Origin of the sequence: Pseudoalteromonas sp. NGC95 (genome assembly GCF_015864705.1) — a bacterium.
In the GTDB taxonomy this organism is placed as follows: Bacteria; Pseudomonadota; Gammaproteobacteria; order Enterobacterales; family Alteromonadaceae; genus Pseudoalteromonas; species Pseudoalteromonas arctica.
Map to the genome: position 1 here is coordinate 428,374 of NZ_JADYWR010000001.1, position 13,718 is coordinate 442,091.

13 protein-coding genes are annotated in these 13,718 nt (G+C 39.4%); 3 read left to right on the forward strand and 10 right to left on the reverse strand.

What is annotated here, in order from left to right:
* Window positions 1–11: 11 nt before the first annotated feature.
* The 3 genes from I6E70_RS01930 to I6E70_RS01940 form a co-directional block, all read right to left on the reverse strand.
* A complete protein-coding gene (locus I6E70_RS01930; protein WP_197187925.1) occupies window positions 12–1,388 on the reverse strand; it encodes a site-specific integrase in 1,377 nt (458 codons plus the stop codon).
* 173 nt (window positions 1,389–1,561) lie between these two features.
* Entirely contained in the window at window positions 1,562–2,284 is a 723-nt protein-coding gene (ssb, locus tag I6E70_RS01935) for a single-stranded DNA-binding protein (protein ID WP_007586300.1), read from the reverse strand.
* Window positions 2,285–2,304: 20 nt separating this feature from the next.
* Complete coding sequence (locus tag I6E70_RS01940; protein ID WP_010553785.1) at window positions 2,305–3,672, reverse strand: MFS transporter; 1,368 nt, start codon at window positions 3,670–3,672, stop codon at window positions 2,305–2,307.
* 162 nt (window positions 3,673–3,834) lie between these two features.
* Between I6E70_RS01940 and uvrA the strand changes: the two genes are divergently transcribed.
* Window positions 3,835–6,660, forward strand: coding sequence for an excinuclease ABC subunit UvrA (uvrA, locus tag I6E70_RS01945; RefSeq protein ID WP_197187926.1), 2,826 nt, complete (start codon window positions 3,835–3,837; stop codon window positions 6,658–6,660).
* 163 nt (window positions 6,661–6,823) lie between these two features.
* Here the strand turns inward: uvrA and trpS are convergent, their stop codons facing one another.
* Genes trpS through rpe form a run of 3 tightly spaced genes read right to left on the reverse strand, consistent with a single transcriptional unit; the run spans window position 6,824 to window position 9,209 of the window.
* The gene (gene trpS / locus I6E70_RS01950; RefSeq protein ID WP_024589884.1) at window positions 6,824–7,828 is read right to left on the reverse strand and encodes a tryptophan--tRNA ligase; all 1,005 of its coding nucleotides are present in this window, start codon (window positions 7,826–7,828) and stop codon (window positions 6,824–6,826) included.
* A gap of 32 nt (window positions 7,829–7,860) precedes the next feature.
* A complete protein-coding gene (locus I6E70_RS01955) occupies window positions 7,861–8,526 on the reverse strand; it encodes a phosphoglycolate phosphatase (protein WP_024594436.1) in 666 nt (221 codons plus the stop codon).
* Window positions 8,526–9,209: a ribulose-phosphate 3-epimerase gene (rpe, locus tag I6E70_RS01960; RefSeq protein WP_007586288.1), complete on the reverse strand. Its 684-nt coding sequence runs from the start codon at window positions 9,207–9,209 to the stop codon at window positions 8,526–8,528. The genes I6E70_RS01955 and rpe overlap by 1 nt, the downstream gene beginning before the upstream one ends.
* Before the next feature lie 161 nt (window positions 9,210–9,370).
* Here rpe and I6E70_RS01965 point away from each other — a divergent pair, with 161 nt between their 5' ends.
* Both I6E70_RS01965 and I6E70_RS01970 read left to right on the forward strand, forming a co-directional pair.
* The gene (locus I6E70_RS01965) at window positions 9,371–9,673 is read left to right on the forward strand and encodes a hypothetical protein (protein WP_007586287.1); all 303 of its coding nucleotides are present in this window, start codon (window positions 9,371–9,373) and stop codon (window positions 9,671–9,673) included.
* Between the two features lie 3 nt (window positions 9,674–9,676).
* The gene (locus I6E70_RS01970) at window positions 9,677–9,862 is read left to right on the forward strand and encodes a DUF2970 domain-containing protein (RefSeq protein ID WP_121955549.1); all 186 of its coding nucleotides are present in this window, start codon (window positions 9,677–9,679) and stop codon (window positions 9,860–9,862) included.
* Here the strand turns inward: I6E70_RS01970 and I6E70_RS01975 are convergent.
* From I6E70_RS01975 to aroK, 4 genes are read right to left on the reverse strand one after another with little or no spacing between them, the layout of a single operon-like run.
* Window positions 9,819–10,676: a Dam family site-specific DNA-(adenine-N6)-methyltransferase gene (locus I6E70_RS01975; protein ID WP_024589888.1), complete on the reverse strand. Its 858-nt coding sequence runs from the start codon at window positions 10,674–10,676 to the stop codon at window positions 9,819–9,821. The two genes, I6E70_RS01970 and I6E70_RS01975, sit on opposite strands and share 44 nt — an antisense overlap.
* A 53-nt stretch (window positions 10,677–10,729) precedes the next feature.
* Window positions 10,730–12,073: an AAA family ATPase gene (locus I6E70_RS01980; protein ID WP_024594435.1), complete on the reverse strand. Its 1,344-nt coding sequence runs from the start codon at window positions 12,071–12,073 to the stop codon at window positions 10,730–10,732.
* Complete coding sequence (aroB, locus tag I6E70_RS01985; protein WP_197187927.1) at window positions 12,074–13,144, reverse strand: 3-dehydroquinate synthase; 1,071 nt, start codon at window positions 13,142–13,144, stop codon at window positions 12,074–12,076.
* 27 nt (window positions 13,145–13,171) lie between these two features.
* Complete coding sequence (gene aroK, locus I6E70_RS01990; RefSeq protein ID WP_004589350.1) at window positions 13,172–13,690, reverse strand: shikimate kinase AroK; 519 nt, start codon at window positions 13,688–13,690, stop codon at window positions 13,172–13,174.
* Between the last annotated feature and the right edge of the window lie 28 nt (window positions 13,691–13,718).

A 13,718-nucleotide genomic window follows, 5' to 3' on the forward strand; every position in this document is an offset into this window, starting at 1 on the left:
TAAATGGCCTCTTACATGTCAATGTCTTCGTCGTAGGCACCGACGACTTGATTTAGCTGTTCACTATGCTTCTCTTGCATTATTAAACCAATATCCATAGCACGGTTATCAGTATGCCTTTTCGCATAATGCTGACCACTTAAAGATTTCTCCGACCAGCCCATAAGCTTTCTTCTGTCAGACTCTGATTTTATATCTGTCGTTTTATTCTGCTCAATAAGAGCATCTGTAGTTTTACTGTATCTATCATTCCATGTGTGTCGCAATGCATGGGGATGCACCCTATAACCAACCACTTCGGACACCTGCCTAAACATTTTATTCACTTGTGCTAAGGATAAAGCTGAATTCGATTTCGTACGATGGTTATGAGTTACAAATAGGTACTTAATATACTCAGAGCCTTTAGCATTCGGACGATGACTGATAAGGTAATTCTCATACATTGCCGTAAGGCGACTATCCATCGGCACTATTCGACCCTTTGTTTTTCCCTCAGGTCGAATAGTGCGATCATCTCCCTTGTCCACAGAGGCATTTATTCTTAGGTACTTACGCCCATTTTTTTCATTTGTTATGATATCTGACGGGTTGTTATCTGTTCTAACTCTAACTTTCATCAATTCACCACGACGACACCCTACTGAATTAAAGAAATTAAAGATTAGTTCATTTCGATAACGAACAGACTCATTCCACCAAGGGTTCCTCGATGAATCAATTCTAATAACATCCATTACTTCAATGACTTGGGATTCAGTTAATGAGCGCCATTGCCCCCAATCTACAGTTTCATTCTCATTTGAAGGTTTCCTATCAGGCCGGATGGATAATAAAAAACTTTCTGAACTGAGGCTTTTTGTTTTAGAGGTTTTTTCCGTGGATTCTTTTGTTTTGAAGTATTCAGCCTTAGAGGGACACAGTTCACTTTCAAGCCAACCAAGGTAATAAGCAAAAGTTGTTATTCGATTATATGTCGTATAAGAAGATATATTTCTATCATCCTCAATAATAATAGTTGCCCTTGATGTTTCCAGCTTCTTTGGATTGAGCTTGAACGGAACAATATTTGAAAGCTTGTGTTTAGCAAACATCTCCCTAATTTTTTCTACATCAAACGAAGCTGCATTTTTTAACTGTTGCAGTTCATTCTTTTTAAGGAAGTTACCTGCTTTACAGCGTTCAACCAAATTAAGATTAAGATAACCACATATTTCGGAAAGAAGACGAAGATGCTCGAAAACAACATGGCAAGTATTGCTAGCGCGAGAAAAGTTTCGATAATGAACAGTAACAAACAGGTTTTCGTATAAAAGAGGGACCCCGCTTTCATCGAGTAAGATTGAGTACTTTTCCCCATTCGACATTTGTAATCTTTTTAACTTCATTTCTTCTCCAGAACATTAAAAACTTTACAAAATAACAAGGTAAAGCATAAGCTACAAACAAGTATAAAAAAAGTTTACAAAAACTACAATGTTTTATGTAAACTTTTTAAATATTAACTTATTAATTAATACTTTAAGATATAAACTTTACAAAGTTACATCTCTGGTAACCGTCAGAACGGGATATCGTCGTCAAAATCAATGGTTGGTTCCATTGGGTTTGATGCGCCACCTTGCGGAGCACTTTGTGGTTTAGGAGCGAAACCACCTTGCTGTTGTGGTGCACTTTTTTGCTGTGGTGCATAACCACCTTGCGGCTGATATTGATTACTTTGCTGCTGTGGTGCTGGAGCCGGTTTTGGTTGTGCTGCTGGTGCGGCTTGCTGCTGCGGATTATAGCCACTTTGCTGTGCAGCTTGGCCTTGGTTATTTTGACCGTAACCACCGCTTTGTTGACCACCTTGCGGCTGATTACCTTGGTAACCACCACCTTGTTGTCCACCTTGCGGCTGATTACCTTGGTAACCACCACTTTGCTGATCGCCACCACGTGCGCCTAACATTTGCATTTGACCAGTAAAGCCATCTACAACTATTTCTGTAGTGTATTTTTCTTGGCCTTGTTGATCGGTCCACTTACGTGTTTGAAGTTTACCTTCAACATAAATTTGTGAACCTTTACGACAATATTCACCAACAATTTCAGCTAATTTGCCAAAGAACACAACACGATGCCACTCAGTTTTATCAACCATTTGGCCAGTGTTTTTATCTTTATAGCTATCCGAAGTTGCTAAGGTAATATTTGCTACACCATTGCCATTAGGCATATAACGAACTTCAGGATCTTGCCCTAAATTACCAACCAAAATTACTTTGTTCACACCGCGTGCCATGGAACCATCTCCTATAAATGTTAGATTAAACCAGCTACTTTACGTGCTTGGTCTAGGTCAAATTCTTTATCATTAATCTTTAAATAGCTGCGACTTTCATCGCGAACCACAGTTGCTTCTATTACGCCTGGTAAAGCAACTAACTGAGAAGCAAGTGTTTGAGCATGCTCTTCAGAATCTAATTTGGTCATTAAACTAATAACTTTACTTTTGGGTGGGACTTGCATTTTCCACGCAATAATAAGCCATATTAACCCAACAAGTGCCGCTGCCGCAAACACAGCTTGCGTCGTTGTAGTTTGTGCTACATAACCACCTAACATACCGCCTAAAAAGGCGCCTAAAAACTGACTAGATGAGTAGCCACCCATTGCCGAACCTTTTTGGCTTGCAGGTGCTATTCGCGATACAAGCGCAGGCATAGTCGCTTCTAAAAAGTTAAACGCCACAAAATAAAGCAGCATACACACAGCAATGCCTACTACACTATTAACCCATACCGACATTGCTAGCATACTAATAGTTAACAAGGCTACTGAGCCAATAAATGCTTGTTTTTCTTTCTCTTTTTTAATGGCTACAATCATTATTGGTACCATTAATAAAAATGCTAAAAATAGCACTGGAATATATAAATACCAGTGATGGTCGGCAACTAAGCCATCTTTAATTAATTGACTCGGCAGTACGACAAATATTGTGGTTAGCGTTAAGTGTAATAGCAATACACCTGCATTTAATCGTGCTAACTGAGGGTGCTTAATTAGTTTTTTAATGTCGCTAAAGCTTGCTAATGTATCGCCTTTGGGCGCTTTATTTACCGCATTTGGCACTAGCATAGTCACTATAAATATACCAAAAACAGCTAAAATAGCAGTCAACCAAAATACACCCGCAATACCCCACGAAGCTGCGACAATTGGCCCAAGTAGCATAGCAAAGGCAAAGCTCATTCCTATGCTCATACCAATAACGGCCATTACCTTTGGTCGTTGCTCATCGCGGCTTAAATCTGAAGCAAACGCGAGTAGCGCACTGGCTATTGCGCCCATACCTTGTAGAGCGCGGCCTACGGTAACCATTTGAATAGAGTCAGCTAATGCAGCAACTACAGAGCCAATAGCAAATACGACTAAGCCACCAACAATAACCTTTTTACGACCAATCTTATCGGATAATCGACCCATAGGTATTTGCAATACGGCTTGCGTTAAACCATACGCACCAATGGCAAAACCAATCCAAATAGGCGAAAAACCTTCAAGCGATTGTCCATAAATAGCCAATACAGGCATCAGCATAAACAAGCCGAGCATTCTAAATGCAAACACACTCGCCAGCGATACTGCGGCGCGTTTTTCTCGTGAATTAAGTGAAGATGCGGTCATTATCTGCGTGATCTTACTCTATGAAAAATTGAGGTTGGGATTCTACCATAAGCTTGGCAATAATTAATCGCCTATAAGTAAGGATTTTTCATTGATCAAGGATTAATATTGCTTCGTATTATGCGATACTGAGTAAATAATTTTGGTAATAAACGAGATAGCATGGAAAACATTGAAGTCCGAGGCGCCCGTACGCATAATTTAAAAGACATCAGCCTAACCATCCCACGTGATAAATTAATAGTTATTACTGGTCTATCTGGTTCGGGGAAGTCATCACTTGCATTTGATACACTTTATGCAGAAGGACAACGCCGGTATGTTGAATCACTTTCTGCGTATGCAAGACAATTTTTATCGCTTATGGAAAAGCCTGATGTAGATCACATCGAAGGCCTCTCTCCTGCAATTTCTATTGAGCAAAAATCAACGTCTCATAATCCACGATCAACTGTGGGTACTATTACCGAAATTTACGATTATTTACGACTTATGTTTGCCCGCGTTGGCGAACCACGATGCCCTACACATGATTTACCACTTGCTGCGCAAACAGTTAGTCAAATGGTAGATACTGTTTTGGCACTGCCTGAAGGCAGTAAATTAATGCTGCTTGCGCCTATAGTAAAAGAGCGTAAAGGTGAGCATGTTAAGTTATTAGAGCAGCTATCAAGCCAAGGTTATATTCGCGCCCGTATAGACGGTGAAGTATGTGACTTGTCTGATCCACCAACACTTGAGCTTCATAAAAAACATACAATAGAAGTTGTTGTAGACCGTTTTAAAGTAAAAGATGGCTTACAACAACGCTTAGCAGAATCGTTTGAAACCGCGCTTGAAATGTCTAATGGCGTTGCACATGTAGCATACATGGATGATAGCAGCGCTGAAGAAATTTTATTCTCAGCAAACTTTGCCTGCCCTACTTGTGGCTATGCAATGACTGAGCTAGAACCGCGTTTGTTTTCGTTTAATAACCCTGCTGGTGCGTGCCAAACCTGTGATGGTTTAGGTATACGTCAATATTTTGATCCTAATCGCGTAGTCCATAACCCAGAGTTAAGCCTTGCTGGCGGTGCAATTAAAGGCTGGGATAAACGCAGCTTTTATTACTATCAAATGCTACAAGCCGTTGCTGAGCATTATAGTTTTGATTTAGATGTGCCTTATCAAGATTTAGACAGCGACTCGAAAAAAATTATTTTAGATGGCTCTGGTAGCACTAAAATTGCGTTTAATTATCGTAACGACCGTGGCGATTTAATTACGCGTAATCATGAGTTTGAAGGCGTTTTAAATAACATGAATCGCCGCTACCGCGAGACCGAGTCAAACTCAGTACGCGAAGAGCTTGCTAAATACCAAACAAGCCAAGCATGTCCTAGCTGTAATGGCTCGCGTTTACGCGAAGAATCTCGAAATGTATTTATTGGAAAAACCAACTTACCTGCAATCACGTGCATGAGTATTGGTGAAGCTATGGAGTTTTTTGAAGGGTTAACGCTAACCGGACAAAAAGGCCAAATTGCTGAAAAAATACTAAAAGAAATTCGCGACCGCTTATCGTTTTTAATTAACGTTGGCCTCAATTACTTATCACTTGAACGTAGTGCCGATACATTATCAGGTGGTGAGGCGCAGCGTATCCGCTTAGCCAGTCAAATTGGTGCCGGTCTTGTAGGTGTAATGTACGTACTAGATGAGCCATCTATTGGATTACATCAACGCGATAACGACCGTTTATTACAAACATTGGTCCATTTGCGCGACTTAGGTAACACCGTTATTGTGGTAGAGCACGATGAAGATGCTATTCGTGCTGCAGATCATATTATTGATATTGGCCCAGGTGCGGGTGTTCATGGTGGGCATATTATTGCTCAAGGTACGCGCGACGATATTTTAGCAAGTAAAGAGTCTGTTACGGGCCAATTTTTATCAGGCGTACGTAAAATAGAAATACCAAAAGAGCGTCACCCAACGAACGACAAATGGCTAGAGCTATTTGGCGCAACGGGTAATAACCTTAAAAATGTGGATTTAAAAATCCCATTTGGTTTAATGACCTGTGTGACAGGTGTATCGGGCTCGGGTAAATCAACGCTAATAAACGATACTTTATTTAAACTTGCTCATACAGAGCTAAATGGCGCAACCACTGCCGAAGCGGCACCGTATAAATCAATTAGCGGTTTAGATCATTTTGATAAAGTGATCGATATTGATCAAAGCCCAATTGGTCGTACTCCTCGTTCAAATCCGGCAACCTACACAGGTATATTTACCGGTATTCGTGAATTATTTGCAGGTACACAAGAAGCGCGCTCACGTGGCTACAAAGTAGGTCGCTTTAGCTTTAACGTTAAAGGCGGACGCTGTGAAGCGTGCCAAGGTGACGGCTTAATTAAAGTTGAAATGCACTTTTTACCTGATGTGTATGTACCGTGTGATGTGTGTAAGAGCAAACGCTATAACCGTGAAACGCTCGAAGTCCAATACAAAGGTAAAAACATACACCAAGTACTTGAGATGACTGTTGAAGACGCGCATGAGTATTTTGACAAAATACCGGCTATTGCCCGCAAGCTTAAAACCCTAATGGACGTTGGTTTATCGTATGTCCGCTTAGGTCAAGCCGCTACCACGCTTTCAGGTGGTGAAGCTCAGCGTGTAAAACTTGCCCGTGAGCTTTCTAAACGTGATACAGGTAAAACACTCTACATATTAGATGAGCCCACAACCGGCCTACATTTTGCCGATATTGAACAACTGCTTGTTGTATTACATCGCCTGCGCGATCACGGTAACACCATTGTGGTTATTGAGCACAACCTAGATGTAATTAAAACAGCAGATTGGGTGATCGATTTAGGACCTGAAGGCGGAGCTGGCGGTGGTGAAATACTCATTGCAGGCACGCCAGAAGAAGTAGCTGAATGTGAGCGTTCACATACTGGGCATTACCTAAAACCTCTATTAAGTAAATAGAGGTTTTGCTTACCCACCATAAGGAAAGTCGGTGTTAAGTACTTTAGAGTTATAAAGTGGCGGGCAAATAAGCTTCTATATAAAATATAACTCAATTAATCAGTATTATATAAAAAATGCCGCTTAGTAAAGCGGCATATTTGTTTTTAAATTTATTTATAATTTAACCGCGAGGAATAAAACCAAGCGCATCGTATACCGATTTCAATGTTTTCTCAGCACGTACACTTGCTTTTTCAGCACCTGATTTCATTATGCTATTAAGTAGGTTTTGATCTTCTCTGATCTCTTTAAAGCGAGCTTGAATTGGCTCAATCATGTTTACAACTGCATCTGCTGTATCTTTCTTTAAATGGCCATACATTTTATCTTCATACTCAGGAACTAGGTCTTCTATTGAGCGCTTAGTTGCAACACTCAATAAAGTAAGCAAGTTTGATACGCCAGGCTTTTCTGTGCGATCAAAATAGATGCGCGCTTGCTCATCTGAATCTGTTACTGCTTTTTTAAGCTTTTTCACAATTTGTTTAGGCTCATCTAATAACATGATGTAACCATTTGGGTTTTCGTCAGACTTAGACATCTTTTTAAGTGGGTCTTGCAAGCTCATTACGCGTGCACCAAACTCAGGAATGTACGGCTCTGGTAATTTAAATACGTCGCCGTATAAATTATTAAAGCGTGTGGCTATATCGCGAGTCAGCTCTAAGTGTTGCTTTTGATCTTCACCAACGGGTACTTGATCAGCTTGGTATAATAAAATATCCGCAGCTTGCAATACCGGATATGAAAATAAGCCCACGTTTACGTTATTTGCATGCTTAGATGACTTGTCTTTAAACTGAGTCATTCGATTAAGCTCACCCATTTGCGCGTAACAATTTAATACCCACGCTAACTGTGCGTGCTCAGGTACTTGTGACTGTACAAATAAAGCAGATTTTTCAGGATCAATGCCACATGCCGCGTAAAGAGCAATACCATCCAACACTCGAGAGCGCAGTAATTCAGGCTCTTGGCGAACCGTAATAGCGTGTAAGTCTACTAACATAAAGAAACTTTCGTGGTCTTCCTGTAACTTTAGCCACTGGTTAATAGCGCCAACATAGTTGCCTATTGTCATACCACCGGTTGGCTGAATGCCGCTTAAAACTACTGGTTTACTCATGATTTTCCTTTATTTTGCTTAATTAATAATATTTAACGCTGCGTTAGAACAGGTATTATATCTAAGAAGTGATCGCATAGGTACTGTGGATTATAATCCTTAAGATTTTCACCTTGGTTATAGCCATAACTAAGTGCAATTACGTCTATATTAGCGGCTTTAGCTGCAAGTATATCGTTTTTAGAATCCCCTATCATTATTGCTTTATTAGGCTCTGCATTTAGTTTTTTGCAGGCAAATAGCAATGGCTCTGGCGATGGTTTTTTTGCCATATCGTCACCGCATACAATCACATCAAAATGACTCGTTAGTGCCAGTTTATCAAGTAGTTTTTCTGTAAATACTCGAGACTTATTAGTGATTAGTGCTTTAGACATACCACGAAGTGCTGCAAGCCCGGTTTCTACATGTTGGTACAAAACACTATACTCACCAACTTGTTGTTCATAGTGCTTATAAAACTGTAATATTGCTTTACTACTAAGTGACTCATCTAGATGCTCACTCACTTGCATATCACCACTCAAAGCGCGTTTAACGAGGACTTCAACCCCATTACCGACCCAGCTTTCGACCAAGCGTTGGCTAACAATAGGAAAAGCGAGATCACTCAAGGTTAGGTTAATAGCAATATACAAGTCGTAAACGCTATCAACTAAGGTACCATCTAAATCAAATAAGGCTATATCGTATTTCATTACTTAACACTTCCAAGCTGCTCACGCATTTGATCAATCACAACTTTGTAATCTGGTTGGTTAAAAATAGCTGAGCCTGCAACAAACATATCAGCACCCGCTTGTGCTGCTGCTGCAATGTTATCGACTTTAATGCCACCATCAACCTCTAAGCGAATATCTCGACCCGATTCAATAATGCGTTGCTTAGCTTGGCGTAATTTTTCAAGCGTATGAGGGATAAAGCTTTGCCCGCCAAAACCTGGGTTAACCGACATAAGTAAAATGGTATCTAGCTTATCAATAACATGATCTAAATAACTTAAGCTTGTAGCAGGGTTAAACACTAAGCCTGCTTTACAGCCGTGATCTTTTATTAACTGTATTGTACGATCGACGTGCTCACTGGCTTCTGGATGAAAAGTAATAATTGATGCGCCAGCCTCTGCAAACAATGGAATAAGACTATCTACAGGCTTAACCATTAAATGTACGTCGATAGGTGCTGTAATGCCGTAATCTCTGAGTGCTTTACACACCATAGGACCAATTGTGAGATTAGGTACATAGTGATTATCCATTACATCAAAGTGAACCACGTCAGCGCCCGCTTCGAGTACTTTATCAACATCTTCGCCTAGTTTTGCAAAATCAGCAGACAAGATAGAAGGGGCTATTAAATATTTTTGCTCTGGGTTAAACATGATTAACTCCATCAATAAATAGTGTATTGCGTTAATGTAACTTAATTGAAGATGTTACCCAAGTAATATGGCGTAATAGCCCCTATTTCAGGTAACTTTAAGTTTGATATTTAATCAATATTTGCTATGATTAAAAAAGTAACAAATTATTGGATTTCATCATGCGTGCTTTTAAAACTGGGATATTAATTGCGTCGGCATTACTGCTTATCGGGGCGTTTAGCTTTGATTCAAGCTCTGAGCAAGAATTAAGCTCAGTGGGTAATTGTCATAATACACAAGTGGTAAGTGCTCAAAACACATTAACTACAATCACGTGTATTAAAGCTGAAGAAGAGTCATCGTGGTTTTCGTGGTTAACTGGCGATAGCCGTAGTGCTCAGTTTCATTACCTCGATTTACTAGAGCTACTTACTAGCTCTGATGATTCTAAAAACACTCCATCTTTAAAACCTTTATTTTAAATAATGCTGCAATTTTTTAGTGCGTTGCAAAGTGTGCTAGCAGCATTTTTTGGTGTTCAATCTGAAAATAAACGCCAAGTCGATTTTAAACAACACTCTCCTGTCTCTATCATCCTAATTGCGGTTGTACTATTTATTACTTTTGTTATCGCAATTTACGCAGTGGTTGCTTGGGTGCTAAATACATAGCCATCAACTCGTCAACTTTATTTCTAGAGCCACCTTTGGGGCTAATAGTGCGCTTTACTTGAATTTGGTCAAGTGATGCTTGGCTATAAATTTTTCGAGTCCATACGGTATCGTGATTAGAGATAAGCACTGGTGTATCATTTTCAAAGGCAGCCTTCTCAGCCAGATTAGCCAAATTAGCCTGATCATCTAAATTAAACCCCCCTTTAGCGTAAGACGTAAAAGAAGCGGTTTTACTTAATGGTACATAAGGTGGGTCGCAATAAATAACTGCATTGTTAGGCACTAACTTAAAAACGTCATCGTAATCTAAACAGGTAAAGGTTGCTTTTTGTGCTTTTTCAGCAAAAAAATACATTTCTTTTTCAGGAAAGTAAGGCTTTTTATATTTACCAAAAGGCACATTAAAAATACCTTTTAAATTATACCTACAGAGTCCGTTGTAACCATGGCGGTTCATGTATAAAAACAATATTGAACGTTCATATACATCACGACTTTGATTAAACTGCACACGATATTCGTAATAAGCATCTGCGTGATTATTCAAATCTACAAATAACTTTTTAGCGTCACTAATCAGCTCATCTGGAGAGCTTTTCAGCTCTTTGTATAAGTTAATTAAGTCTGCATTTATATCGTTGAGAATATAGTGTTTAAAGTCACTATTTAAAAACACAGAGCCTGCACCAACAAAAGGTTCAACCAACGTATCAGCATGCTTGCTAGCTTGGTTTAATCGCGCATTAATATTTTCAACTAGGCTGTATTTTCCGCCGGCCCATTTAAGGAAGGCTCTACTCTTTTGCTGCATTGGCTCTTTACTTCAATCTGGTGTTGCGCGATTTTACACTAAAGCAATGTGTTTTACTGATCAACGAGTGCTATTTCTTGCTTTATTTTACTAATTTTTTTATAGAAAGGTTTATTTTTTCTAACCTCAGCAGATAAAGTATCCATTGCTGATTTTGCTTCGTTTATACTTTCAAAACTGCCAAATGTAACAACCCACCATATTTTATTATTTCGCTTTGTTTGGTAAGTATGAGTTTGCTGCTGTAGATTGAATTGAGCAATAAAATTATCGCTAACTTCCTGCTGAGTTACGGCTAATAATTGAATAACACTATTTGTATCTATTTGCTGCATGTACCATATATTATCTTGGCTGATCTGAGTTTGCTCTGCTGTATTTACTTTTAGAGCTTCAGATTTAACGTCACTTGATACACTGCTTTTATTATTAGTACTATCATCAACATCATTGTCTAATACGTTAACTGTGTTGCCAGGTTCGGTAAGGCTTTGCATTATGGCAGGCACATCATTAATGTGTACACGCTCTGCCTTAATATCTGGCTCAACTACTTCAAGTTCATTTAAGTTAATTATTGAGTCATTTTTCTTTATAGCCGGCTCACTTACTTGCTCTATAGATATTGCTGTATTTACTACTTGTGTTTCTTCTTGCTGATAATACTGTTGCCACCACTGCGTCATATCCGACTTATAAAGCAGACCAATAATTAAAAGCATAATCAGCAACATCAAAATCAATAAGTGTAATCGCCAAGACACTTTGTCTTTAACAATAATATCGGCTATGTGCTCACTAGGTTGCCAAGCAAGCAATAAGCTGGGATTACCATGAGCCTCAGCTAAAAAAGTACTAAATACAGGGTCTTCATCATAGGGTAAGTCTGTAAAGTACCACTGCAATAACATCTTGCTTTCTCGAAGCGTTAGCGGCTCCAGATAAATTTCAACAGCGTTATTTAAAGCCAGTTTAGACTGTGAAGCTATTATAATATATAGCGTATTTGGGCTATTTTTAGAAAGTAACTCAAGCTCAATTAACATCTCATCAGATAATTGCCTACCGCCATCAAGTACCCATAAACATGGCCCGCATGGTTGCTGCTGCAGTAATTGGTAATAGTTTTCAGGTAAACTTAAGTTATGATCAATCAGGGGAGAGTTAAAGCTTTGCTCTAATAACTCACTCATTAGCTGAGCATCAGTCATTTGTGCACTTACTTGCACGAAGGCTTTATTAAAGTCGTTGTATTTATCTGTAATGAAGGTTTCGAGCATATAACTTTTACCTAGCCCAGAAGTGCCAAGTAAAACAATTAAATTTTGCCCGTACTCAAATTGCAGTGCGATTCTATCCACCAAAGCCGCACGGCTTGGTAAAATTTGTGACTGCATTTACTGCTCGATTAAGTCTCTAACTTGATCATCAGATACATTATCAACTAATGCACACTGGCCAAATTGGGTAGGTAGAATAAAGCGGATAGTGCCTTTTTTATTCTTTTTGTCTTTACGCATATGCGTTAAAAACTGCTCGCTAGTCATTTGCTTTGGAATTTCTGTTGGTAAATTATATAGCTCAAGCAGCTTAATAATTCGATCAACTTCATCTGCGCTTAAATCTTGGCGTGTCTTGGCAAGTTTAGCTGCTAATACCATTCCTGTTGCAACAGCTTCGCCGTGTAACCAAACGCCATAACCCATCTGTGCCTCAATTGCATGGGCAAATGTATGGCCTAAGTTTAACAAAGCTCGTAAGCCATGTTCTTTTTCATCTTGAGCAACTATAAGCGCTTTTATTTCACAACATCTAAAAATGATATGCTGTAAGCATGCTTCATCTAGTTGCTGTAAATTAGTCACATTTCGCTCTAAATAGGCAAATAATTCGGTATCGTAAATCAGACCATACTTAATTACCTCAGCCATACCTGCTGCAAACTCTCGTGCAGGTAGAGTGCGTAATGTTTGCGTATCAATAAAAACCGCTTGAGGCTGATAAAATGCCCCTATCATATTTTTACCTAACGGATGATTTACTGCCGTTTTTCCACCTACCGATGAATCAACCTGTGAAAGCACTGTCGTTGGTATTTGAATAAACGGTACGCCGCGCTGATAACAAGCCGCTACAAAACCAGTTAGGTCACCTACAACACCGCCACCTAACGCAATTAAACACGTATCTCGGCCACAGTTATTTTGTAGTAAAAATGCTGATATTTTTTCAAACCATTCCAGTGATTTATATTGCTCACCGTCAGGAATAATAAAAGATAGCGGATTTAGATCAGCTAACGAATCAAGTAACCTTTGCAAATATAAAGGCGCTATTGTGTCATTAGTAATGATGATAGGCCGACAATCACCAATGTGGTGAACCAGGCGGCCATTATCTTGAAGTGCAGATTGCCCAATATAAATAGGATAACTTCGCTCGTCCAAATTAACAGTTAATTTAAGCATGCTTGGCTATTCCTTTATTATTGGTTTTTAAAAATCTAATTTCTCGATGATTTGGTTAGCAACAACTTTAGCGCTTTGCTCATCGGTACGTACAACAAAATCAGCAACTTCTTTGTATAGTGGCTCGCGTTCTTCTGCTAAGCGCTCTAGTACGTTACGAGGTGCTTCTTCAGTTTGCAGTAATGGGCGACGCTTGTCGCGTTGCGTGCGTGCAACTTGCTTCTCTATAGGTGTCTCTAGGTATACAACGATACCTCGAGCCGAAAGCTTGTTTCGAACTTCTTTGCTCATTACTGAACCACCACCGGTAGCAAGTACAATACCTTGCATCTCGGTTAAATCGCCAATAACAGACTCTTCTCGAAGTCTAAAGCCTTCTTCACCTTCAAGATCGAATACCCATGCAATATCTGCACCTGTGCGGCGTTCGATTTCTTGATCAGAATCAACAAATTCAAGGTGTAATTGGTCAGCGATGTGACGACCAATCGTGCTTTTGCCAGCCCCCATGGGGCCAACTAGAAATATATTACGTTTCTCAGCCATATCTTTTAGTACAAACAAACTCTAAAAT